We start from the raw sequence: 23,090 nt of genomic DNA on the forward strand, positions 1-23,090 counted from the left end.
ATTTATTCTTCATAAGCCCAATCGATCCGCACTTTGGTATCCCGGATCACAAGCCCCTGATTTTTAAAATAAGAACGGATTTCGTCTACTTTTTCGTAGTTCTGGGATAGTTTAAATTCGCGGTAAAGTTTCAGCATTCCGTCGAGTACCGCGTGGCCTTCACTGAATTCTTCTTTAAGGCCCAAAACATCTTCAAAGAAAGAGACAAAGTTTTCTATCAATGATGTGTAAACCGCCTCACCCAGCGCAGCCGTTTTCAACTGCCCCATGTTGATCATATTGATGTATTTGAGTAAATTAAAAAGGTTTGCAAAGGCTACCGAAGTGTTGAGATCGTCGTTCATGGCGGCATAAAAACCGTCTATCGATTTTTCGATATCCGTTTTCTTAGCCTCGTCTGCGGCTATGCCTTCCTCGTGGACGTACGTAAGTAACTTTGCAATTCTCAATCCGTTCGCCAGTTTTTTATATCCCTTATGCGCGGCTTTTAATGCTTCATTGGAAAAATCGAGGGTGCTGCGGTACTGGCTTTGCAGCATAAAAAACCGGACTGTCATAGGGCTGTATGCCTGATCCAGTAATTCGTGGCTTCCCGAAAACAGCTCAGCAGGGAGGAATGAGTTGTTGAGCGATTTCGACATTTTTTGTCCGTTGACAGTCAGCATATTGGTATGCATCCAATATCTTACAGGCTCTTCGTCGGTCAGCGATTTTCCCTGTGCAATTTCGCATTCATGATGCGGGAATTTCAGGTCCATGCCACCGCCGTGGATGTCAAATTGTTTGCCAAGATATTTGGCGCTCATGCAGGTACATTCGAGATGCCAGCCGGGAAATCCCATGCTCCATGGCGAATCCCACTGCATGATATGCTCGGGGCTCGCTTTTTTCCAGAGCGCAAAGTCCAGCGGATTTCGTTTTTCTGCCTGCCCATCAAGCTCGCGGGTTTCGTTCAGAAGGTCTTCAATGATCCTGCCCGAAAGTTTTCCATATTCATTTCCGCCGGCCTGGTATTTATTGATATCAAAATATACTGAACCATTGGACTCGTAAGCTGCTCCTTTTTCGATCAATGTCTTTACAGCTTCGATTTGTTCGATCAAGTGGCCGGTTGCAGTAGGCTCAATGCTGGGTGTACGCAGGTTGAAAATTGCTGAAACATCATGGAAATCATTGGTATACCGCTGCACGATTTCCATAGGTTCAAGCTTTTGCAGCTTGGCCATTTTACCAATTTTGTCTTCGCCCTCCTCGCCATCGCCTACCAGGTGCCCAACATCGGTAATGTTGCGGACATACCGAACTTTATAACCGATATGAGTGAGATAGCGGTATAGGATATCAAAGGATAAAAAAGTCCGGATATTTCCTAGGTGGACATTATTATAAACCGTTGGCCCGCAAACATACATTCCGACATAAGGAGCAGCAATCGGTACAAAAAGATCCTTCTTACGGGTAAGCGTATTGAATATTTTAAGGGGCTGGTATGTCTGTTCGGTCATGTATGTTTGTACTTACTAAAAACTGATTCTGAATTAATGTTGCCTTTTTTCTAATCGGGTTTCAACCCAGCTAATGATTTTCTCTGCGTTTTGTAAACCAATTTTAGCTAATTCTGCACTTTTGCTTCCCTGGTAACCCATGTCAATGTGCAGGACTTGATAAGCCGTTGTAAAATTGGCCAGTAAACTTTTATCAACTCTGCTCAACTCAAGCTGATACCACTCTACACTTTTCGGGGTCTTTTTATTTTTTTCTCCCAATAGTTCATTCAGTGCAAGCAGGACGCCGGTATATGCAGTATGCCCCGCGATCTTGACGTATTTTTTGTCATGATAAATCCCATCCTGTTTTTTTGCATTGTTGCTCAAAAAATCCTTTGCATTGTCAATGTGCCTTCTTGCTTCGGTAATGGCTTCCATAAGTATGTGTAAATGTTTAGAGTGGTGATTTTACAAAAATAGCAAATAACCGATGATTTGATTTGTAACAGTTTGGCATAATGCCGTGCGGGCCTGATGCTATTCGACCGATTTGATTATCTTCGCTGCGTTTTTTTCATTAAGATCAAGACCAAACTAACTTAAAATCAATACAGTAATAATTTATGAGTTTACTAACCGTAGGATCTGTTGCATTTGATGCCCTCGAAACACCTTTTGGAAAAACAGATAAAATTATCGGCGGTGCTGCCACTTACATCACACTAGCTGCATCTTATTTTACCAAACAAAACAATCTCGTAGCCGTGGTAGGAGGTGACTTTCCACAAGAAATGATCTCTCTTCTGGAGGAACATGGCGTCAATACCGAAGGTCTTGAAATCGTAAAGGAGGGAAAAACTTTCTTTTGGTCTGGAAGGTACCATGAAGACATGAACACCCGGGATACGCTTGAAACTCAGCTGAATGTAATGGCTGATTTTAATCCTGTTATTCCTGTATCATATCAGGGAACGGAGTATCTGATGCTCGGTAATACGGTTCCTGCCACGCAAAAACTGGTCATCGAACGCATGGCGAAACGCCCCAAGCTGATCATGCTTGACACCATGAACCTGTGGATGAACATTGCGATGGATGATCTGAAAGAAGTACTGAAACTGGTGGATCTGCTGACGATCAACGACGAAGAAGCGCGCCAGCTCTCAGGCGAATATTCGTTGCGGAAAGCTGCGGCGAAAATTATGGAAATGGGACCAAAAACATTGATTATCAAAAAAGGCGAACACGGTGCGCTGCTGTTCCAGGGTGAACGCATATTTTTTGCTCCTGCATTGCCGCTTGAAGAAGTTTTTGATCCGACCGGCGCCGGTGATACTTTTGCAGGAGGATTGATAGGGTATCTCGCGAGCACCGACGATATTTCTTTTGACAATATGAAAAGGGCTATTATTTACGGATCTGCTATGGCTTCTTTTTGTGTTGAAAAATTCGGTACGGAACGTCTGGTGAATCTTTCTCAAGAGGAAATAAAAAGCCGGGTACAGGAATTTGTGAATTTGTCTAGTTTTGAGATACAATAACATTCGAATGGAATGATCACTGAAAAGTCTGTAAGAAAGGGAATTCACACACCCTGCTTGCAGGCTTTTTTGCGTTATTAACGGCGTTATAATTTGCCTGTTCAAGATTATTACATTGCTTTTACTCCTAATACAATAATTTATATGTTACTCAGGAATATCATAGGGTTGTTTTTATTGTCTGCAATATCTCTTCCAGGGCGCTCCCAACAGCATACAGGCGGTCTGCCGCAAAGCAAAAACAAGGTTATCGTGATCGCCCACAGGGGTAACCACGTAACTGCTCCGGAAAATACGCTTGCATCGTACAGAGAAGCCGCAGATTGCGGGGCCGATTATGTTGAAGTTGATTTAAGGACCACCAAGGATGGGCATCTGATCGTGTTGCACGATGCAACCGTAGACCGGACAACCAACGGAAAGGGAAGGGTAAATGAAATGACCTTAGCTGAAGTGAAAAAACTGCAGGTTTTTAACAGAAATAAAAAAACGCACCGTATTCCGGAATTCCGGGAAGTACTCGCGCTTTGCAAGGATAAGATCCATATTTACCTGGATTTTAAAGATGCCGATGTGGCGGAAACCTGGAAGCAGATCAAGGCTGCCGGAATGGAAAATCAGATCGTGGTTTATCTCAATAAGCCGACACAATACCACCACTGGAAAGATATTGCGCCCCAATTGCCCCTCATGACCAGCCTGGCCAAAGAAGTTGTCACGAAAGAGCAACTCGTTCAGTTTCTTGAGAAAACAAATGTAAAGGTTCTTGATAACGTGTCTGATCCTGAAATGGCGCGAGCTGCTCAAGCCCTCGGCGTATCGGTCTGGCTGGATGTACAAAGCCCGGAGGAGGGGCCTGTATCATGGAAAGATGCGTTAAATAACGAAGTACAGGGATTACAAACCGACAAGCCCCGGGAATTGATACAATATCTTCAGGCAAATAACTACAGGTAGGTTTATCCGTGAAAATCCGTGTATCCGTGGCAAAATAGTTATCTATTACTTGCCAACTTTAAAAACACCGGGCAATCATCATCGTGGGCGCCGGGCAGATAGCCAGTACTCATCAAAAATTCATTTACTATTTCGCCCCCGGTGAATTTAAAAGTTTTCTTGAAGAGCTTAACCCACTCCGCTTTGGTCAAAGGGTGATTTGCGTCAAGCCATTTTTTAAATGAACCAAATTCTTTTTTCAGTTCAAGGATTTTTTGGGCATTAATAATGGCCGCATTGATTTTCAGCCGGTTTCGGATAATCCCCGGATCCTGCAAAAGCCTTTCCCGGTCTCCGTCATCATATTGCGCTACTTTTTCAATTGAAAAATTGCTGTATGCTGCTCTGAAGCTTTCCTGTTTTCGGAGCATTAGCGTCCAGCTAAGTCCTGCCTGGTTAATCTCCAGAAGCAGCCTGCCAAAGAGCTCGTCATCATTGTCGATCGGGAAGCCGTATTGGTTATCGTGGTAATGTTTATGCAATAAATAATCAGAATTTTCCGACGGGTTATTGATAATGTAATTACAGTATGACATGATAAAAAGAGTACATATTAAAGACGTAGTTCGGTGAATCAGGATTACCTCCGGATACCGATCTGAACTTCGGTTATATTTCTTTCAGGATGCTGAAAATCCATATTCAAATAGATTTCCCTGTTTTGCCCGCTCATCATCAGGCTATCTGCACTCAATGCCAAGATCAGGTTTCCATACATATTACCAAGTTTATCCCAGCTATCATAGAGTTGTCCTGCAACACATTCGAAGGGTTCAAGATATTTGAACTGAAACGTAGATCCTGACAATTCGGTCTCATCCGGTGTGACCGGCAACGCGATAGTCAGTTTGAATTTTGTGTCCGGCTGACCGTCAGCTCCTTCGTAAATCCAGTAAACCGGTCCCGTAACCTCCAGTTCGTTTTTTACCGCATCCTGATATAAACCTCGCGCTACTATGCGAACATGTTCGGAAATTTCACGCAGAGATGTATGGGTTTCGAAGTACAAAACATGTATCGGCTGGATCCTCTTGACTTCCATAATTGCAATTTCTAAGTTGGTTTCAGGCAAATAAAAATATCCTGAATGACAACCCTATGTCAGCTGCGCGGATTTTATTTTCTAATGTTTCATTTTTCTGACAGTTTTCTGAAGCCAGGGGTAACTGATGTAAAGCACCTTGGTAGCGCCGATCCCCACGCCGGCACCCATCAAAACATCGGCCAGCCAATGTTTGTTATTAAATACTCTCAGTGTGCCTACTGCTGTAGCAGTTCCGTAACCGCCTATGCTGTACAAAACACTGCGCTGACCATATTCTTCGTGTAAAATGGTTGCATTTGTAAAAGCAGTGGTACTATGCCCGGAAGGGAAGGAATGGTAATCTTCGCCATTTGGACGGGGATACCGGATAACTCTTTTAAGGCTTTGCGTGACTCCCTGGGCTATTACATTGGACAGCAAGGCCAGAATAACCTGGTCACCAAGAGAATGTTTCCCCTTAACACCTGACGCGGCCAGTCCCAGGCTTATAACACCCGGGGCATAGGGTAAATAGTCGTCGATGTTCGAGTGAAAATGAGGGTATCTTGAAACGACATTTTCCTGCAGATGCCGGCTTATTTTTCCTTGTGTGAGTAATCCGGCAATTGCCAGTGAGGCAGGTGCTATCACATCAACTGGCCTAACTACCCACAGCGTCGTATCGGCCTGGGCAAAAGAGGATGAAGGTAGTAAACCGCTGAGAATAAGGAGGCAGAATAATTGCGTCCTGAGAAAATGCCGCGTCATAGAATTGCTTCACGTACACGCACCAGTCTTTCCAAAAGTCCTTCCAGCTGATCGAGCGGTAGCATATTGGCGCCATCTGATTTCGCCTCAGCGGGGTTAAAATGCGTTTCTATAAACAATCCGTCGGCCCCGACTGCAATCGCAGCCTTGGCAATTGTCTCAATTAGCTTGGGTTTACCGCCTGTTACTCCGGAGCTCTGGTTTGGCTGTTGCAGCGAATGTGTGCAATCCATCACAACAGGCACGCCGAAAGCGCTCATTTCCGGCAAGTTACGGTAATCCACAATTAAATCTCCGTAACCGAAGGTATTACCTCTGTCCGTCAGCAATACCTGGCATGCAGGATTTATTTCATTCACTTTTTCCACGGCAAACCGCATGGATGCACCGGACAGGAATTGCCCTTTTTTGACATTAACTGCCTTTCCTGTTTTTGCAGCTGCTGCCAGTAGCTCTGTTTGCCTGCATAGAAAAGCGGGTATCTGCAGGACATCCACATACTCCGCCGCGAAAGCTGCTTCATACGATTCGTGTATATCAGTCACGGTAGGTACGCCAAATGTGTCGCCGATTTCCTTCAGGATTTTCAGTGCTTTTTCATCCCCAATACCGGTGAATGAATCAATTTTAGTACGGTTGGCTTTCCGGTAAGAACCCTTGAAAATATATGGAATACGCAGACGATCAGTAATGTTCACGATATGGTCAGCAATCCGTAGCGCCATATCCCTTCCTTCAATCGCACAAGGCCCGGCCATCAGAAAGAACAATGGTGAATCTGTATTTTTTAAGTTCGGTATGGAAATCATTTTAATGCTATTCTTTATTTTCTGACAAAAGTTCTGCGAATGTACAGTTATCTCGAATGTTCTTTATACAATCAGGAGATTTCTTAAGGGGATGGCTTTAAGCATTTGATTTTCTGCTTTTTTTATTTTCTACCGGCCGGATATAATAAAAGATGCCGACTAAAAAAATTTTGAAAAAGTGAACTGAAATATCTTTCTTTGTTGCGATTTTAACCAAAAAGTGATTATAAAATGTCAGCAATTGCAGAAAGAGTTAAGCAAATTATCGTCGAAAAACTCGGCGTTGAAGAGTCGGAGGTAACGCCAGAAGCAAACTTCCAGAACGACTTGGGAGCGGACTCTCTAGATACCGTTGAATTGATTATGGAATTCGAAAAAGAATTCAATTTATCTATTCCTGATGACCAGGCAGAGAACATTGGTACTGTTGGCCAGGCCGTTGCATATCTGGAAGAAAACGTTAAATAATTCGTTTTAGTCCAGTATCATCTTCAATTTCTGTCTCTATTTTATGAGTTTTAAGAGAGTTGTAATTACAGGAATGGGTGCATTAACACCCATTGGAAATGATGTTTCTACCTTTTGGAAAAATTTGGTTGCAGGTGTGAGCGGAGCGGCACCTATCACGCATTTCGATGCTGAAAAGTTCCGTACACGTTTTGCCTGTGAAGTGAAGGGCCTGGATATCAATAATTACATTCCTCGTCAGGAAGCACGTAAAATGGATCCTTTTACCCAATACGCGGTCATTGCCTCTGATGAGGCAATGAAGGACGCCGGCTTTGACACAGATACGCTTGATCTTGACAAAGCCGGTGTGATTTGGGGTACCGGAATCGGGGGTTTAAAAACTTTTGAAGAAGAAGTGATGAACTTTTCCGAAAACGGCAAAACTCCGCGATTTAATCCTTTCTTTATTCCAAAAATGATTGTTGACAGTGCGTCGGGAGTGATTTCGATTCGCAATGGTTTCCGCGGGCCTAATTTTATTACGGTGTCTGCGTGTGCCTCTGCAACGAACGCTCTGATCGATGCATATAATTATATCCGACTGGGTATGATGAATGTATGTATTTCCGGAGGCTCGGAAGCAGCTGTCACCATTGCGGGAGTGGGAGGTTTTAATGCCCTCAAAGCGTTGTCGGAAAGGAATGATTCACCGGAAACTGCCTCCCGCCCCTATGATAAAGACCGTGATGGTTTTGTCCTTGGAGAAGGCGGAGCGGCCATTATCCTGGAAGAGCTTGACCATGCAAAGGCACGCGGTGCCAAAATTTATGCGGAAATGATCGGGGCCGGAATGTCTTCTGATGCCTATCATATCACCGCTCCTCATCCCGAGGGACTGGGTGCTTTCATGGTGATGAAAAATGCCGTGGAAAACGCAGGACTTCAGCGTGAAGACATTGACTACATCAACACCCACGGTACTTCTACCCCGATAGGTGACCCTCAGGAAATCAAGGCGATTGAAAAGTATTTTGGAGAGCATGCCTATAAAATGAGCATCAGCTCCACCAAGTCTATGACCGGCCATTTATTGGGTGGCGCGGGTGCAATAGAAGCAGCTGCCTGTATTTTGGCTATTAAAGATCAGGTGATCCCGCCTACGATCAATCATTTTACAGACGATCCGGAGATTAACCCCAGGTTGAACCTTACTTTCAATCAGGCTCAGAAACGCGAGGTCAATATTGCCCTAAGTAATACTTTCGGTTTTGGCGGTCACAATGCATCCGTCATTTTTAAAAAGTATGAAGGCTGATTAACTTATTACCTTTTGGCAAAGCGAATTCTTATACCGATACTCTCTCTTTTCAGAACCGGAAGCGCTGAGGATAAAAAATTTAAGGAATCGATTGCTCATGTAATTGGTGACCGGCCCTCCAATCTTGGCTTGTATCAACTTGCTTTTCGTCACACATCAGCCTCCCGTGAAACGGCTATTAAAGGCTTTCGTGAATCCAACGAACGCCTCGAATATCTCGGAGACGCCGTTCTGGGTATGGTTGTCGCTGAGTTTCTTTTTACAAAATACCCTTACAAAGATGAGGGCTTCCTTACCGAGATCCGTTCCAGGATCGTAAATCGCGAATCGCTCAACCAGATTTCCCGCAAATTGGGCCTCGACCATCTGATCGAATACGATGGGAACAGGCGCGGCATGTCGCCACGATCCTCTATGTACGGCGATGCCCTGGAAGCGTTTGTCGGCGCCATTTATCTTGATAAAGGTTTTCGCTTCACCCGCACTTTTATTATCAGCAAACTCATCACGCATTATGATCTGGATAGTATCATTCAGAACAATGCGAACTTCAAGAGCCTGATCATTGAATGGGCCCAGCGGGAAGGAAAGGAAATCCGCTTTGAAATCCTTGAAGAGCGTGGTACCCGCCACCACCGCGAATTCATCTCCCAGATTCTGGTAAATGACGAGCCTTTTGCTACAGGCAATGGATTTACCAAGAAAAAAGCTGAGCAGTCCGCTTCTGAACAGGCCTGTGCCTTGCTCGAACTTCGATAATATTTTCTCCCAATTTATATTCAGATAGTCTATCTTCTCTCGAAAACGGCAGATATGTATGTTTGGTCAGTCTGTGCGGCCAAGATCTGTCTTTTTGTCATTATTTTTGTGGGGGCGTTGGTGAATTCGGCCAATATGGCAGTTATTTTGCGTCTTTTGTTTCAAGGAATGGATGTTGTTATAAAGAGAGCATTACCGCAAGGGTAGGTCTAAAATCTAAAACAATAAAAACCTTATAACAATGAGCACTTTAGTAAAAACCCATTTCGCAAACCAATCTTATCTTAACGGCTTTTTCGGTAAAGACCTGTTCCACGAGTTCAATACACCTGCGTTTTCAGGAAGTGTTCCTGCTGTGAACGTCGTCGAAAGTACCGAGGGTTTCAGGATTGAACTGGCTGCACCTGGTTTGCAGAAATCTGATTTCAAATTAAACCTGGAAAAAAACCAGTTGACGATCTCCGCTCAGAAGGAGCAAAAGAATGAAGAAAACAACGAGAAATATACCCGCAAGGAATTCAAATATACTTCATTCCAACGCACCTTTACATTGCCGAACAGTGTTGACGGAGATAAAATAGAGGCAAATTATGCTGAGGGAATTTTGTACGTTGCTTTGCCTAAACGTGAAGAAGCAAAAGAAAAACCAGCCCGTGAAATTGAGATTGCGTAATAAAATTTCATAATTTTAAAAGGCGTTATTTTTTGAATAGCGCCTTTTTTGATGATTACACGAGGCAGCAAAAGTGTCGTTTGGCTGGCAGGGTATTTTAAGGACTTACCAAATAGAATATCTTTGTTAAAATATGTTAAATGAGCACGATGCTGGAATAGTTTGTTATTCACTTTGCGTTATTTAATTCAAAAATAAAAACCCCAACATATGTCTATGAAAACAAATTGGAAAGGTTTAGTGTTGGTTGGGTTGATTTCAAGCGCTTCAACTCTTGCCGGCTTTAAACTACTAGGTACTGATAGCGAGAAGGATGTAATTTTTAAAGAGGCTCCCACAGAATCCATTGCACGTTTTACTTCAACCGGTGCGCCGGTTGGTGCCCCAGGGGATTTTGTATACGCTGCTGAAGCTACAACACCTACCGTAGTCCATATCAAATCAACAATGACCCGTCGGGCTTCACGCGGACAACAAATCCCGGATATCTTTCGTGATTTTTTCGGCGACGAATTTGACGGGGGCTCACGTGGCCCTCAATCATCAGAGGCCTCTGGTTCAGGGGTAATTATTTCTTCTGACGGTTATATCGTAACTAACAACCACGTGGTCGAAGGTGCTCAGGAATTGGAAGTGACGCTGCATAACAAGGGTAAATACAGAGCTAAAGTAATCGGAACGGATCCTTCTACGGATATTGCGGTAATTAGGGTCGAGGCAAAAAACCTCCCAGCAGTTGTTTTGGGAAATTCCGATGCCGTAAAAGTTGGAGAATGGGTAGTAGCAGTAGGTAACCCTTTTAATCTTGAGTCGACCGTTACTGCGGGTATTGTGAGTGCAAAAGGCCGTGGATTGGGAATTATCGGACAATCCAGCCGTAGAAATGGGGTCACACCTACCTCGGCCGCTTCAGGGGATTCTCCTCTTGAGTCATTTATTCAGACTGATGCCGTAGTAAATCCTGGAAACAGTGGTGGTGCATTGGTCAACCTGAAGGGTGAGTTGATCGGTATTAATACAGCTATTGCAAGCCCGACGGGTAGTTTTGCCGGATACGCTTTTGCAGTTCCTGCGAGCATTGTTAAAAAAGTATCAAGCGATCTGATCAAATTCGGTAATGTGCAGCGTGGTTACCTAGGGATTTCCCTGGACAATCTTGATAGCAAAAAAGCGGAAGAATATGGCGTGAAAGTAAACGACGGAGTTTACGTTCGTGATTTTACCGAAAATAGTGCTGCACAGGCTGGTGGCGTGAATAAAGGGGATGTAATTGTAAAAGTGGATGGTATGGATATCCATTCAATTCCTGAATTGCAGCAGTCTATCGGTTTACACAAACCTGGCGATAAAGTTAATCTGACTGTAAACCGTGATGGTAAAGAGAAAGATCTGAACATTACGCTTCGCAACCGTACAGGAGGATCAGACATTATCAAACGTGACGAAAGTGCGGCGGTAATGTCGACATTAGGCGCCGAATTCGGAAACTTGAGTGATCAGGAAAAACAACGTCTGACCCGCTACAAAGTGGATGGTGGTGTAAAAGTTCTCTCTATTTCAGGAGGTAAACTTGCTCGCTCTGGTGTTGAAGAAGGTTTTATCATTACCAAGGTAAATGGAAAAGCCGTGAAGTCAGTAAAAGAATTCCAGAGTGCGATAGCTGGTAAGGAAGAGTCAATGGTGCAGTTTGAAGGCTTGTATCCTGATGCTCCATACGATGTTTACTCCTTTGGGTTCAGGTTGTAATAGGACCAGGATAATATGTAAAATGAAACGGGCCTGAATGTTTTGACATTCAGGCCCGTTTCATTTTACTCTATGTATACAGTTCTTCGCAGGCTTATAGCATATATTTCAGCTTTATAACCTCTTTTTCGCTTAGGAATCTCCATTTTCCGCGAGGAAGATCTTTTTTGTTTAACCCTGCAAATACAGTTCTGTCCAGTTTCTGAACCTCATAGCCAAGATGTTCAAACATCCGGCGAACGATCCGGTTTCTGCCACTGTGAATTTCCAGTCCTACAACCATCGCATCCGGAGTCACCAAACCAACTTCGTCAGGCCGGATAAAACCATCTTCTAATTCAAGGCCTGCCTGTAGCAATTCAAAATCTTCGTTGGTAATGGGCTTATCCAGTTCCGCCTGATAAATTTTCTTAATACCGCCGGAGGGGTGGGTCAGTTTTTCAGCGAGCTCTCCGTCATTGGTCATGAGCAGCAAGCCGGTGGTATTTCTGTCCAGACGTCCTACCGGATAAATTCGCTCCGAACAAGCACCCGTAATAAGATCCAGGACAGTCTTGCGTTCTTCCGGGTCGTCAGTAGTTGTAATGTAATCCTTTGGTTTATTGATCAGGATATACACCATTTTTTCAGGATTCAGCGCCTTCTTTCCGTATTTTACTACGTCAGTCGGTCTTACCTTATAACCCATTTCAGTAATCGTTTTTCCGTTCACAGAAATCTGGCCCGAAGAAATTAAATCGTCCGCCTCGCGCCGCGAGCAAATGCCCGCATTGGCTATGTAGCGGTTCAGACGGATTTCATTGCTTTCCTCCTTCGGCTTGGGAGCGGAACCTTTCTTTTCGTATCCAGCGAGATTATAACGTGGCGCACTTTCGAAACGCCCTACCCGGCGATCCACTCCACTACGATCTTCTGTACGGGCGGTATTTTCTTCTCCGGAAATACTATCCGGGTTCAGCTCATCTTTTTTTTTAAAGGCTGGTTTCCTGGTACGGTCGAAAGAACGTTCACCTGCAGGTTTGAAATCACGGGCCGGGCGTTCATAGCCGGAAGAACGTGGTCTTTCGTCAGCATCCGGTCTTGCAGGCCTGTCTTTCCGTTCGAACTCGCTTTTTGATACTGACGACCTTTCGTCTTTGCTCCGGCCTGTTTCGCCGTAACGTGGTCTTTCAGGTCTGTCGCCTGCAGATCTTTCCCGTGGATTGAAATTTTCCCGTGGCTTGAATGTCCGGGCTTCCTTGTTGAAAGGTCTATCGTCCCCACGCTTTTCGAAGCGGGGTCTTTCTGGATTATTTCTATTTGCAGGATTAAACTCACGAGGACTTCGTCCGTCTTTTGCTCCTTCTTCACGTTTGAAGGAACGTGGTCTTTCTGAACCGGATTTGTCGGCGCCTGGTCCTGAAAAGCGAGGTTTGTCGAAGCGAGGCCTTTCAGAAGGCGCTTTCTCATGATCATAATTCGGGCGGGCACTTTGTCCGGTATTTTCTGATCTGGAAGCTGGTCTCAGACTGGATTTTTTAATGCTGGGCTTACTAAAACGGCTCTCAACTTCCGGACGGGATTTTGTAAATGAGCGGCCTGCTCCATCGTTGCTTTTGCGGAAGGTTTTTTGCCCACCGGTCGAAGGGCGCGAAGCATCTGCTCCCTTCGGACTGTTTGTTCTTTTTCTCATTAGGAATGCAGTATCACTACTGGAATTTTTTCCTCTTAACAAATTTTGTGCGTAATTGGTTAGCGGTGATTGTGAGTGTTGCTCAACATCAAGTCGCTAAAACGCATTGACGAACGTATCTGATGATCAGAGTACTTAGGTGATTTTAATTTTCAGGGTACAAAGATACGCTATTTTTTCAGTAAATATTTTTGTTTGATTTTATGCCAAAATTCCTAAAAGAGCGTTTATTAGTACTATTTCGTTACTCCCGTTTTAGGGCCCTATTTCTCTGCTTCTTACCTTCAACATTGAATTGAATATGTCAACGGATGTACAGCCCCAGCCTCTTTGGAAGCCGGGAAAAAATTTAATGGAGCAATCCAATCTCAGGAAATTCATGAATTGGCTGTTCGTTAAAAAAGGACTTTATTTTCGTTCATATCATGACTTATGGGAATGGTCGGTGACGGATCTGGAGGATTTTTGGGAAAGTCTCTGGCATTATTTCAATATCAAGTCGCATGACCTGTACCTTCAGGTTTTGCAAAAACCGCAGCATGGAATGATCGGTACCAAGTGGTTTACACGTTCCAAGGTCAATTATGCCGAGCATATTTTAAGAAATAAAACGAAAGACCGTCCCGCAATAATTTTTCAATCCGAACAGACTGCTTTAACAGAAATATCCTGGGAAACACTGGAATCAGAAGTGGCCGCGGTGGTTGCCTGGCTCAGGCAGCGGGGGGTGAAACCGGGCGACAGGGTTGCGGCTATCATGCCTAATATTCCACAAACTATAGTTGCTTTTCTGGCGACGAACGCAGTTGGTGCGGTATGGTCGTCGTGCTCACCTGATTTTGGCAAGACAGCGATTATAGACCGTTTTTTACAAATCGAGCCCAAAGTGCTTTTTGTCGTAGACGGATATTCTTACAACGGCAAAACTTTTGACATTACATCCTTTGCGCATGATCTGTCTTATTCACTGCCCTCTGTAAAAGATGTTGTGATGATCAGCTATATCAATTCGCCGTCGCGACCGGAAAGGTTTACCTCTTGGGAAGATATTCTTCATCTGCTCAATTTCGGAATTGAATTTACGCCTGTTCCTTTTGATCATCCGATATGGGTGCTGTATTCTTCGGGCACCACTGCAAAACCGAAGGCAATTACGCATAGCGTAGGAGGCTGCCTGCTCGAACATTATAAGGCCTTGACTTTGCACCAGAACGTAAAGCCTGGTGACAGGTATTTTTGGTATTCAACAACCGGCTGGATGATGTGGAATTACGCGCTCGGCTCTATGCTTTGCGGCGCCACATTGGTAATCTACGACGGAGCCCCGGCTTATCCGTCTTCGCAGGTTCTTTGGTCATTGGCGGAAAATGCAAAAATTACCCATTTTGGAAGCGGAGCCGCCTATTTCATTTCTTCGATGAAATCTGGTGTAAGCATTACATCCGAACGCCTTAATAGCCTGGAAACCATTGGGTCAACCGGCTCGCCGCTAACACCGGAAGCTTATGAATGGATTTACAGGCATATCAAAAAAGATGTGTGGCTGATCTCGCTCAGCGGGGGAACCGACGTTTGTACAGCCTTTGTGGGAGGCTGTCCTATCTTGCCAGTGTATGCCGGGGAGATTCAGTGCAGGATGCTCGGATGTAAAGTGGAAGCATTTGACGAGGACGGCAGGCCCGTGGAAGATGAGTTGGGAGAAATGGTGATAACGCAGCCTATGCCCTCCATGCCCATTTATTTTTGGAATGATAAAGATGAGGTAAAATATGAGGAAAGTTATTTTAGCACATATCCAAACATCTGGCGCCATGGTGACTGGATTAAAACGACCTCCAGAAAATCGGTCGTCATATCCGGAAGATCGGATTCTACTCTGAACAGAGGTGGCGTCCGGATCGGGACCGCTGAAATTTACCGGGCTGTAGAAAGTATTCCTGACGTTAAAGACAGCCTGGCTGTTTATCTTGAGAAGGCGGACGGGGGCGGTACTATTTCGCTTTTTGTGGTGCTGGCAAAGGACAAAAAACTATCAGATGAGCTGAAAAATAACATCAAAGAAGTGCTCCGGTCGCAATATAGTCCGCGTCATGTACCCGATACGATTGAGCAGGTAAACGATATCCCTTACACGGTAAACGGCAAGAAAATGGAGACCCCAGTGAAAAGGATTTTGATGGGGCAGGATCCGGCCAAATACATCAATCTGGATACAATTCGTAACCCCGAGTCACTAAAAGCATTTATATAATGATCCAGCTAAAAAGTCCACTGGCATTTTGATGCACTGTTAATTCAGATTTTCACTAAAATCAACAGTCACAGGCATTTGCTTTAAGCAATCAAAATCGCTTATTTCACGTTAATAAATTATGTCTTCGATAAGCAGCAGCATTGTCACTCCTTTTTAAATCACAGCAGTATGCATCCAGAAAAACCCCAAACCCCGATTCAGAATTCACGTTCGGTAGTTCGTCTGCCGATCATTATCGGTATTACGCTGGCCGCCGGAGTGCTTTTAGGCAGCACGTTTTTCAGCGGTGGAAAAAAGCTTTCTGACGTGGCAAAAGGGTATGCAAAATACCGGGAAGTGCTGATGCTTGTCGATAATAACTATGTTGATTCTGTTAATACCGATGAGCTGGTGGATTATTCTATTTCCAAAATGCTTGAAAAACTGGATCCTCACACTGCCTATTTTAATTCCGAAGAAGCTACTGCGGCCCGTTCTCAGCTGGAATCCGGGTTCGATGGGATAGGGGTTGAATTTAATATTTATAACGATACTGTGTATGTGGTAACCCCGCTGAGCGGCGGGCCTTCCGAAACGGCCGGGATCCAGAGTGGTGACCGTATCATTTCGGTAAACAATGAAAATCTTTCCGGACCTGGCGTTACAAATGCCCAGGTTTATAAGCTGCTGAGAGGAAAAAGAGGGTCGAAAGTAGATCTTTCCATCGAAAGGACGGGGCTGAAAGATCCAATGAATTTTGCGATTGTCCGGGACAGAATTCCTACTTATTCTGTTGATGCAGCCTACATGGTTGATCACGAGATCGGATATATCAAAGTGAGCCGGTTTTCGGAAACCACTTTCGATGAGTTCAAATCTGCTTTGAAAACATTGAAAGCGGATGGTCTCAAAAACCTGATCCTCGATCTGCGTGGAAATCCGGGTGGGTATATGGAGCGTGCGACGAGCATGGCAGACGAGTTTATTTCAGGAGATAAATTGCTGGTTTATACCGAAGGGAAAGACAACAGATTTGACAGAAAAACCAGATCGCATGTTGAGGGGATGTTTGAGCAGGGGCCACTTATTGTGTTGGTGGATGAAGGCAGTGCATCGGCCTCTGAAATTTTGGCAGGGGCTTTGCAGGATCATGACCGCGCATTGGTCGTTGGAAGAAGATCTTATGGAAAGGGTCTTGTACAAATGCCGATCAAGCTCTCGGACGGTTCGGAACTCAGGCTGACTATTTCAAGATATTTTACGCCAAGCGGAAGAAGCATCCAGAAACCGTACGAACTGGGTAAAGGCGAGGATTACAGCCAGGATCTGTCTCACAGATATGAAAGCGGCGAATTGTTTAATGCCGATAGTATCAAATTTGATAAAAGCAAAGTCTACAAAACCGACGGAGGTCGCACGGTTTATGGTGGTGGGGGCATTACTCCTGATGTTTTTGTGCCGAAAGATACGCTCCTGAACAGCAAATATCTTTTCGAGCTTTATTCAAAAAATATAATCCGGGAATATGCGCTTAGGTTTGCCAACGAAAATCAGAAAAAACTGGAAAAACAGTCTTTTCAGGAATACTTGAAATCGTTTGAAGTTTCGGACGCAATGCTGGCTGAACTGGTTAAAGACGCTTCGAAAGCAGGGATCAAACCGAATGAAAAAGAACTTAATCTTTCAAGGCCTGTTATTATTGCCCAGACCAAGGCGATAGTCGGACGTTATGTTTGGGGCAGAAAACAGAAAAGCGGATTAAATAATGAAGTTTTTCAGGTCCTTAACCCGACAGACAATGTTTATCAGCAGGCGGTCCAGCTTTTCAGTCAGGCGGCACAGCTTGAAAAAGGAAAGTTCAGCAGCCTGAATCTACCCAAAAAATAAGTTGAACCACACTTGGCTCAATACTACCAGCGTAAAATAATCTCAGTAATGTCCCGAATTGCATTAATTACCGGAGCTACGTCCGGCATCGGAAAGGCCACGGCAGAAGTGTTCGCCGAAAACGGAATCGATCTTATCATCTGTGGCCGCCGTCAGGAACGACTAACCGAGATCGCAGATGCATTGTCTTCAAAAGTACGCGTCACTACCCTTGTCTTTGATGTTCGTGATAAAGGGGCCGTGCTGGCTATGATCGGATCGTTGCCCGACGACTGGAAAAATATTGATATACTGATCAATAATGCAGGAAACGCACACGGACTTGGCACTCTGGCTGAAAGCGATACCGATGACTGGGATTCGATGATCGATGGAAATGTGAAAGGGCTTCTTTATGTTTCAAAAGCCGTTATTCCCTTGTTATTGCAACGTGGTACCGGACATATCGTTAACATCAGCTCGATCGCCGGAAAGCAGACGTATGCGAATGGAGCCGTTTATTGCGCTTCTAAGGCTGCGGTGGAGGTTATCAGCGAAGGCATGAGACTCGAACTGACCCAGCATGGCATCAAAATTACCAACGTCGCGCCAGGTGCTGTAGAGACAGAATTTTCTCTGGTCAGATTTAAAGGAGATGAAAGTCGTGCCGAAAAAGTCTATCAGGGTTTTGATCCGTTACAGGCGTCGGATATCGCTGATGCTATTTTTTACGCAGTCAATGCACCGGCCCGTGTAACCATTGCCGACATTACGATTCTTGCCGGGGCGCAATCCGAAGCGACAGTTATTCACAGGAAGTAACCTTAAGATCCTCTATTTTTCTTTGACGGATTTAATAACTTTGTGCGTCTTGAAAAACCACGGCACCCTGCTGTGGGATTTCAGGACTATTGCGTACGTATATGAAAATAATCCAACAAAGAACTGCTGCGTCCGGAGTGGTTGCAGCTGAATCGGGGCAAACCGTTTTTCCAATATTGCTGGCATTGAGTTTTTCGCATCTGCTGAACGATACAATGCAATCGCTGATCCCTTCGATCTATCCCATGGTGAAGGATTCGTTTCAGCTTAGTTTTTCTCAGATAGGACTTATTACTTTCACGTTTCAGGTGAGCGCATCTATTTTGCAGCCACTGGTTGGACTGTACACCGATAAAAGGCCGCAACCCTATGCATTGGCAATAGGAATGTGCTTTACATTGTTGGGTCTGGTCTCGTTGTCCCTCGCCGACAGTTTTCACATCGTCTTACTTTCAGTAGGACTAATAGGTATTGGCTCGGCTGTTTTTCATCCGGAAGCATCGCGGGTGGCGCACATGGCTTCTGGCGGGCGGCATGGCATGGCTCAGTCGCTTTTTCAGGTGGGTGGTAATGCCGGAAGTTCATTGGGGCCGTTGCTCGCTGCGATGATCCTTCTTCCCTACGGACGTTTTCAGATCATCTGGTTTTCGCTCGTAGCATTGCTTGCCATATTTATTTTATCGGTGGTAGGTAATTGGTACAAAGCCAATATGGATCGCTCGACTAAGAAATCAGCCGATGTTACGCACCAGGCGGTCAAGCTTCCTACCCGGACGGTTGTTTTTTCAGTGGGAATTTTGTTGTTGCTGATTTTTTCCAAATACATTTATATGGCGAGCATTTCAAGCTACTTTACTTTTTATCTGATCCATAAATTCGGCGTTTCTATTCAGAATTCGCAGATATATCTTTTTGCGTTCCTTTTCTCGGTAGCAGCAGGAACGTTTATTGGCGGGCCTGTTGGTGACCGTATCGGACGGAAATATGTGATCTGGATTTCTATTTTGGGTGTGGCACCTTTCGCGCTCGCATTGCCTTATGTCAATCTTTTCTGGACGGGGGTGTTAAGCTGTGTGATCGGGTTGATTTTGTCCTCGGCCTTTTCTGCGATTCTGGTGTATGCACAAGAGCTGATTCCGGGCAAGGTCGGTATGATCGCCGGTTTGTTTTTTGGTTTTGCTTTTGGAATAGGAGGGATCGGTTCTGCTCTTCTTGGAAATCTGGCGGATAAAACCAGTATCGAGTATGTTTTCAATGTCTGTTCGTTCTTGCCTCTTATCGGGTTGATTACTGGTTTTTTGCCTAATCTTGAGAAGAAGAAAACCGCCTGATAGTAAGGAGGTTTATCCGACTGCTCTAGTAAAATGCTTTTTTAAATCTTGTTTGCCGTCGATATTGTGAGGCGCTTCCAACTGGTCAACGACTTCCAGGATATTTTTCTTTTTGAAGGCGATTTGACAATACTACGCATGTAGTCCTCAATTATTTGAGAGACAGTCGTTTGTTTTGATGCAGCATAGTCTTTCATTTGAGAAAGGACGCTGTTTTCAATAGTTATGTTTAGCCTCGTTTTCATAGAAATGAAGATGCGCATAAATTTAAAGAATGCGCATATTTGTTTTTTAATTATCAGAAGCGCTCATTTCCAGGAATTCTCAGAATCAGATTCGGATCAGGGCAAATCGAGAGGTAGTGGGCAGAATCTTGTATACTACTGACGCCTGGAAAATCTCCCGAGTAGTTCCCGATATCTTTGATAACCTGAAAATGTAGATGTGGCGGCCAGTCGCCATTTTCGGGATAAGAGCCGATGGACGCAAAGTTTTCCCCGCCTGCAATTATTTTTCCCGGATATAAATTATCGAGTGAGGCCAGGGAAAGATGGCCGTAGAGTGTGAAAAATTCTAATCCATGAAGGTTATGGCTCAGAATAATAGTCGGCCCGTAGTCTCCAAAATGATCGTTGAAAGCAAAACTGTGAATTTTCCCGGCCAATGGAGCATAAATGGGTTCCCCGGCGTCAGTCCAGATGTCAGTACCCAGATGAATACTTCTCGAATTTCCTTCACCACTCATAAAATGCCCGCGCTGCCGGTAAATGACCCTGTTCTCTGCATATCCTCCGATGCCAGTGTAAGTGTTTTCTAAGAGGAGTTCCTGAAAAACATAAGCTGAAAAAACAGAAGTGTCTGAGAGGTCAAGGCTCAGCAATGCTGGGGTTTTTTCTGAAAAATCCAGTCTTCTGTAAGGTCTGGAGCCCATGATAACCTTCTCAAATTTCGAATGCTCCTGTAAAATATGCGAAATAGATTGCATGTCTTATTTCGGGTCGAGTGCCTGCCTGATTCTGTGAAGTACGTCCTGCAAATGGTATTTGGTTATTTTGTCCCTCGTTTTCGGAAGAGCAGTCTGCAAGGTAGTTTTTAAGGATTCCAGATGAGCCCTGGCTACCGATGGCAAATCTGTTTTTGTAAGCTCTACAACGCGTGTCGAGTATCCGTAAGTGATCCCCACAGGCACCGAAAGTACGTTAGCCCTTCCTGGACGTAGCAGATCGATCTGCTTTTCGATGTAAACCTTTTGAAGGTTCCTGCGGTACAAATCGATGCTTTTGCCAGTTTTTGTTTCCGCCCAGATCCCGCTTTCCAGGTCTGTGAAAAGCTCATCAAGCGTATAATACTTGTTGGAAAGGCCAGTTTCCATCAGTCTCACCATTCTGTCGCCTGCGAAAAGGGTTGTCAGCGTATACTCCTGGAGTGCTTTCACAGCCTCAACGCCGGTTTCCGGTTTAATTTTATTCAGTATGGTCTGGTCGAGCAACCAGGAAGGTGTTTTGAACAATTGTGCATTCAAAAAATCAACCGCTTCTTTTTGGGTGGTTTTTGGCACCGTTGTAAAAGTAGGCCCCTCCATATCATAGGTAGTCGGTGTATCATAAATCCCGCCAATATTTTTGATCACGTGCCCCAGGTAACGTCGATACTGAGCCACGACATTGCTGTAAATTTCATCCAGTTCCTTATAGCTTTCGCCGTCCTCTTTACTCCATTCTATCAGATTGGGAAGAATCCTTTGCAGGTTTTTAATGCCATATTCAGAGGCTTTCATGGCATTATCACTCAGGTCTTCTGTTTGATACCTGGGGTCATACGGGCTGATTTCGGTTCCAAAATGCAAGCGCGGATTTTTATAGGATTCAACGGTCATGGTGTTCAGGAGGGCCTTTTCTGACGCGGTATCCTTTGCATCATCAAAATTGCTGTAACCCCACTGAATGGCCCATTTGTCATAATCTCCGATCCTCGGGAAAAGGTCCGTGATCCCATCTTCGGGCTGTGCCACATAATTGAACCGCGCATAATCCATTATTGAGGCCGTATGACCGTGTTCGCTGATCCAGTCTTTGTCGCGGAGTTTTTCGACAGGCGTCGCCGAGCTGGCGCCCATATTATGCCGAAGCCCCAGGGTATGGCCGATTTCATGAGAAGACACAAAACGGACCAGCTGGCCCATCAGTTCATCGTCGAATTTTTTCTTCCGGGCGTTGGGGTCCACGGCACCGGCCTGGATAATATACCAGTTCCGCAACAGCCGCATTACATTATGATACCAGCCAATGTGGCTTTCGAGAATTTCACCGCTCCGGGGATCATGTACGTTTGGCCCGTATGCATTTTGGATGTCAGCCGCGAAATAGCGGATTACCGAATAGCGGGCATCTTCCAGACTCATCGTTGTATCATTTTCCGGCCAGTACTCTCCGCGGATCGCATTTTTCCAGCCGGCTTTTTCAAAAGCAACCTGCCAGTCGTCTACACCGGCTTTCAGGTATTTCCGCCACTTTTCAGGCGTTGCGGGATCGATATAGTATACAATCGGTTTTTTGGGTTCGATCAGCTCGCCGTTCTTCTGGCGAACTACATCTTCTGCATTTTTGGGCTCGAGGCGCCAGCGAACGGCAAATACTTCATGGTCTGATCGGTGTGATTCTTCCCCGAAAATCGCATATTGGTTTGCGAAATAACCCACACGGCTGTCAAAAAACCTTTTGCGCATCGGGTGTTTCGGAAGCAGGATCAGTGAGGTATTCAGTTCCATGGTTACTACTCCGGCGTCCAGCCCGGAAGGTAAATATTGGCCTATGGATGGGATCGGCGAGGGTGTCAGCACTTGTGGGACAACCACAAAGGTTTTTACCGTGCGGATTTCAGTGTTGATAGGGTAGGTTCTGATTTTATCAATATAGGACGCCTCTTTTTTAAATGTCGAAAGCTTAAGTAGCTGCTTGCTGACCGAATTGAGCGAAAATACCTGATTATCAGCATTGAAAAAGTCCGTTACATCAATCAACGATGTATTTCCAGACGCCTCTTTCTTCTCAGCTTTTATGTCGAAAACGCCTATGATCGGATCAGAATTTGAGTTCTTTACGGCCTTAAAAATAGGCTTGGTACTGTCGGGACTGGCTACTACAATGGTCACCGATCGAAGCAGAATATTGTCATCATAGCCCTTTTCCCAGCGGATCATTTGTTTGTTAACTTCCTCGCCTCCGAAAATACCTCCCCCGGCTGCCGTTTTTGAATAGCGGGTCACAGCCATGATATCCTGATTGAGCAGCGAATCCGGTATTTCAAAATACCATTTGTTATCTACTTTGTGGACAGATATCATTCCCTTCTGGCTGATGGAAGTAGTGGTATCAATCAGGTCTTTGAAGGGTTTTGGAGCTTTCTTTTTCTCGTCTTTTAATTTTTCCTTAACGGCAGTAGCAACAGCATCGACCGCATTATTTATCTTGACATCTTCCTGTTTCTCTTTCTCCTTTTCCTTCCTTTTCTTTCTTTGAGCCTCAGCATTGCTAAAACAAAGGACCGCAAGCGCCGTCAGAAGAAGGTACCGTATAACTCTCATGGAATGTGAATA

The 23,090-nt window shown here is 44.8% G+C and carries 21 protein-coding genes; 11 read left to right on the plus strand and 10 right to left on the minus strand.

Annotation, left to right across the window (positions count from 1 at the left end; all coding sequences use genetic code 11):
* Positions 1-2: 2 nt before the first annotated feature.
* Complete coding sequence (cysS, locus tag FBF61_RS17130; RefSeq protein WP_138479454.1) at positions 3-1,505, minus strand: cysteine--tRNA ligase; 1,503 nt, start codon at positions 1,503-1,505, stop codon at positions 3-5.
* 33 nt (positions 1,506-1,538) lie between these two features.
* Positions 1,539-1,925: a DUF5618 family protein gene (locus FBF61_RS17135; RefSeq protein WP_138479456.1), complete on the minus strand. Its 387-nt coding sequence runs from the start codon at positions 1,923-1,925 to the stop codon at positions 1,539-1,541.
* A 185-nt stretch (positions 1,926-2,110) separates the two neighbouring features.
* On the opposite strand from FBF61_RS17135, the gene FBF61_RS17140 reads away from it, so the two are divergent.
* The gene (locus FBF61_RS17140) at positions 2,111-3,028 is read left to right on the plus strand and encodes a PfkB family carbohydrate kinase (RefSeq protein ID WP_138479458.1); all 918 of its coding nucleotides are present in this window, start codon (positions 2,111-2,113) and stop codon (positions 3,026-3,028) included.
* 144 nt (positions 3,029-3,172) lie between these two features.
* Positions 3,173-3,985, plus strand: coding sequence for a glycerophosphodiester phosphodiesterase family protein (locus FBF61_RS17145; protein WP_138479460.1), 813 nt, complete (start codon positions 3,173-3,175; stop codon positions 3,983-3,985).
* A 38-nt stretch (positions 3,986-4,023) separates the two neighbouring features.
* Here FBF61_RS17145 and FBF61_RS17150 read toward each other — a convergent pair whose 3' ends face one another.
* From FBF61_RS17150 to kdsA, 4 genes are all read right to left on the minus strand, one after another.
* Complete coding sequence (locus tag FBF61_RS17150) at positions 4,024-4,560, minus strand: DNA-3-methyladenine glycosylase I (protein ID WP_138479462.1); 537 nt, start codon at positions 4,558-4,560, stop codon at positions 4,024-4,026.
* A 44-nt stretch (positions 4,561-4,604) separates the two neighbouring features.
* Complete coding sequence (locus FBF61_RS17155; RefSeq protein WP_138479464.1) at positions 4,605-5,066, minus strand: GyrI-like domain-containing protein; 462 nt, start codon at positions 5,064-5,066, stop codon at positions 4,605-4,607.
* Positions 5,067-5,147: 81 nt separating this feature from the next.
* Complete coding sequence (locus tag FBF61_RS17160) at positions 5,148-5,816, minus strand: phosphatase PAP2 family protein (protein WP_138479466.1); 669 nt, start codon at positions 5,814-5,816, stop codon at positions 5,148-5,150.
* Complete coding sequence (gene kdsA / locus FBF61_RS17165) at positions 5,813-6,625, minus strand: 3-deoxy-8-phosphooctulonate synthase (protein ID WP_138479468.1); 813 nt, start codon at positions 6,623-6,625, stop codon at positions 5,813-5,815. Before kdsA ends, FBF61_RS17160 begins: the two co-directional genes overlap by 4 nt.
* Before the next feature lie 231 nt (positions 6,626-6,856).
* Between kdsA and FBF61_RS17170 the strand changes: the two genes are divergently transcribed.
* The 5 genes from FBF61_RS17170 (at position 6,857) to FBF61_RS17190 (ending at position 11,571) form a co-directional block, all read left to right on the plus strand.
* Complete coding sequence (locus FBF61_RS17170; RefSeq protein WP_015813362.1) at positions 6,857-7,093, plus strand: acyl carrier protein; 237 nt, start codon at positions 6,857-6,859, stop codon at positions 7,091-7,093.
* Positions 7,094-7,136: 43 nt separating this feature from the next.
* Positions 7,137-8,390: a beta-ketoacyl-ACP synthase II gene (gene fabF / locus FBF61_RS17175; protein ID WP_138479470.1), complete on the plus strand. Its 1,254-nt coding sequence runs from the start codon at positions 7,137-7,139 to the stop codon at positions 8,388-8,390.
* A gap of 15 nt (positions 8,391-8,405) precedes the next feature.
* Positions 8,406-9,152: a ribonuclease III gene (gene rnc, locus FBF61_RS17180; protein WP_138479472.1), complete on the plus strand. Its 747-nt coding sequence runs from the start codon at positions 8,406-8,408 to the stop codon at positions 9,150-9,152.
* A 241-nt stretch (positions 9,153-9,393) separates the two neighbouring features.
* Positions 9,394-9,825: an Hsp20/alpha crystallin family protein gene (locus FBF61_RS17185; RefSeq protein WP_138479474.1), complete on the plus strand. Its 432-nt coding sequence runs from the start codon at positions 9,394-9,396 to the stop codon at positions 9,823-9,825.
* Positions 9,826-10,041: 216 nt separating this feature from the next.
* The gene (locus tag FBF61_RS17190) at positions 10,042-11,571 is read left to right on the plus strand and encodes a Do family serine endopeptidase (protein ID WP_138479476.1); all 1,530 of its coding nucleotides are present in this window, start codon (positions 10,042-10,044) and stop codon (positions 11,569-11,571) included.
* 94 nt (positions 11,572-11,665) lie between these two features.
* On the opposite strand, the gene FBF61_RS17195 is transcribed toward FBF61_RS17190, so the two are convergent.
* Positions 11,666-13,243, minus strand: a complete 1,578-nt coding sequence (locus FBF61_RS17195) for a pseudouridine synthase (RefSeq protein ID WP_138479478.1) — start codon at positions 13,241-13,243, stop codon at positions 11,666-11,668.
* Positions 13,244-13,544: 301 nt separating this feature from the next.
* Here FBF61_RS17195 and FBF61_RS17200 point away from each other — a divergent pair, with 301 nt between their 5' ends.
* The 4 genes from FBF61_RS17200 to FBF61_RS17215 all read left to right on the plus strand — a co-directional run bounded on the left by FBF61_RS17200 (position 13,545) and on the right by FBF61_RS17215 (position 19,495).
* The gene (locus FBF61_RS17200; protein WP_138479480.1) at positions 13,545-15,494 is read left to right on the plus strand and encodes an acetoacetate--CoA ligase; all 1,950 of its coding nucleotides are present in this window, start codon (positions 13,545-13,547) and stop codon (positions 15,492-15,494) included.
* 171 nt (positions 15,495-15,665) lie between these two features.
* Positions 15,666-17,363, plus strand: coding sequence for a S41 family peptidase (locus FBF61_RS17205; protein WP_138479482.1), 1,698 nt, complete (start codon positions 15,666-15,668; stop codon positions 17,361-17,363).
* Positions 17,364-17,411: 48 nt separating this feature from the next.
* Complete coding sequence (locus FBF61_RS17210; RefSeq protein ID WP_138479484.1) at positions 17,412-18,164, plus strand: SDR family NAD(P)-dependent oxidoreductase; 753 nt, start codon at positions 17,412-17,414, stop codon at positions 18,162-18,164.
* A 101-nt stretch (positions 18,165-18,265) separates the two neighbouring features.
* Entirely contained in the window at positions 18,266-19,495 is a 1,230-nt protein-coding gene (locus FBF61_RS17215) for an MFS transporter (RefSeq protein WP_138479486.1), read from the plus strand.
* A gap of 41 nt (positions 19,496-19,536) precedes the next feature.
* Here FBF61_RS17215 and FBF61_RS35590 read toward each other — a convergent pair whose 3' ends face one another.
* Genes FBF61_RS35590 through FBF61_RS17225 form a run of 3 tightly spaced genes read right to left on the minus strand, consistent with a single transcriptional unit; the run spans position 19,537 to position 23,078 of the window.
* Positions 19,537-19,758, minus strand: coding sequence for a DUF6364 family protein (locus tag FBF61_RS35590; RefSeq protein WP_374756621.1), 222 nt, complete (start codon positions 19,756-19,758; stop codon positions 19,537-19,539).
* 35 nt (positions 19,759-19,793) lie between these two features.
* A complete protein-coding gene (locus FBF61_RS17220) occupies positions 19,794-20,480 on the minus strand; it encodes a peptidoglycan DD-metalloendopeptidase family protein (protein ID WP_138479488.1) in 687 nt (228 codons plus the stop codon).
* 3 nt (positions 20,481-20,483) lie between these two features.
* Positions 20,484-23,078: a zinc-dependent metalloprotease gene (locus FBF61_RS17225; protein ID WP_138479490.1), complete on the minus strand. Its 2,595-nt coding sequence runs from the start codon at positions 23,076-23,078 to the stop codon at positions 20,484-20,486.
* Positions 23,079-23,090: the final 12 nt, after the last annotated feature.

The sequence above is a fragment of the Dyadobacter bucti genome, assembly GCF_005869225.1.
In the GTDB taxonomy this organism is placed as follows: Bacteria; Bacteroidota; Bacteroidia; order Cytophagales; family Spirosomataceae; genus Dyadobacter; species Dyadobacter bucti.

Bases quoted from the DNA above. Each gene is read 5' to 3' on its own strand.
- FBF61_RS17145 (WP_138479460.1), top strand. From the start codon at position 3,173: ATGTTACTCAGGAATATCATAGGGTTGTTTTTATTGTCTGCAATATCT.
- FBF61_RS17170 (WP_015813362.1), top strand. From the start codon at position 6,857: ATGTCAGCAATTGCAGAAAGAGTTAAGCAAATTATCGTCGAAAAACTC.
- FBF61_RS17195 (WP_138479478.1), bottom strand. From the start codon at position 13,243: ATGAGAAAAAGAACAAACAGTCCGAAGGGAGCAGATGCTTCGCGCCCT.
- FBF61_RS17210 (WP_138479484.1), top strand. From the start codon at position 17,412: ATGTCCCGAATTGCATTAATTACCGGAGCTACGTCCGGCATCGGAAAG.
- kdsA (WP_138479468.1), bottom strand. From the start codon at position 6,625: ATGATTTCCATACCGAACTTAAAAAATACAGATTCACCATTGTTCTTT.
- FBF61_RS17135 (WP_138479456.1), bottom strand. From the start codon at position 1,925: ATGGAAGCCATTACCGAAGCAAGAAGGCACATTGACAATGCAAAGGAT.
- FBF61_RS17140 (WP_138479458.1), top strand. From the start codon at position 2,111: ATGAGTTTACTAACCGTAGGATCTGTTGCATTTGATGCCCTCGAAACA.
- FBF61_RS17185 (WP_138479474.1), top strand. From the start codon at position 9,394: ATGAGCACTTTAGTAAAAACCCATTTCGCAAACCAATCTTATCTTAAC.
- FBF61_RS17190 (WP_138479476.1), top strand. From the start codon at position 10,042: ATGAAAACAAATTGGAAAGGTTTAGTGTTGGTTGGGTTGATTTCAAGC.
- FBF61_RS17160 (WP_138479466.1), bottom strand. From the start codon at position 5,816: ATGACGCGGCATTTTCTCAGGACGCAATTATTCTGCCTCCTTATTCTC.
- fabF (WP_138479470.1), top strand. From the start codon at position 7,137: ATGAGTTTTAAGAGAGTTGTAATTACAGGAATGGGTGCATTAACACCC.
- FBF61_RS17155 (WP_138479464.1), bottom strand. From the start codon at position 5,066: ATGGAAGTCAAGAGGATCCAGCCGATACATGTTTTGTACTTCGAAACC.
- FBF61_RS17205 (WP_138479482.1), top strand. From the start codon at position 15,666: ATGCATCCAGAAAAACCCCAAACCCCGATTCAGAATTCACGTTCGGTA.
- cysS (WP_138479454.1), bottom strand. From the start codon at position 1,505: ATGACCGAACAGACATACCAGCCCCTTAAAATATTCAATACGCTTACC.
- FBF61_RS35590 (WP_374756621.1), bottom strand. From the start codon at position 19,758: ATGCGCATCTTCATTTCTATGAAAACGAGGCTAAACATAACTATTGAA.
- FBF61_RS17225 (WP_138479490.1), bottom strand. From the start codon at position 23,078: ATGAGAGTTATACGGTACCTTCTTCTGACGGCGCTTGCGGTCCTTTGT.
- FBF61_RS17150 (WP_138479462.1), bottom strand. From the start codon at position 4,560: ATGTCATACTGTAATTACATTATCAATAACCCGTCGGAAAATTCTGAT.
- FBF61_RS17215 (WP_138479486.1), top strand. From the start codon at position 18,266: ATGAAAATAATCCAACAAAGAACTGCTGCGTCCGGAGTGGTTGCAGCT.
- FBF61_RS17200 (WP_138479480.1), top strand. From the start codon at position 13,545: ATGTCAACGGATGTACAGCCCCAGCCTCTTTGGAAGCCGGGAAAAAAT.
- FBF61_RS17220 (WP_138479488.1), bottom strand. From the start codon at position 20,480: ATGCAATCTATTTCGCATATTTTACAGGAGCATTCGAAATTTGAGAAG.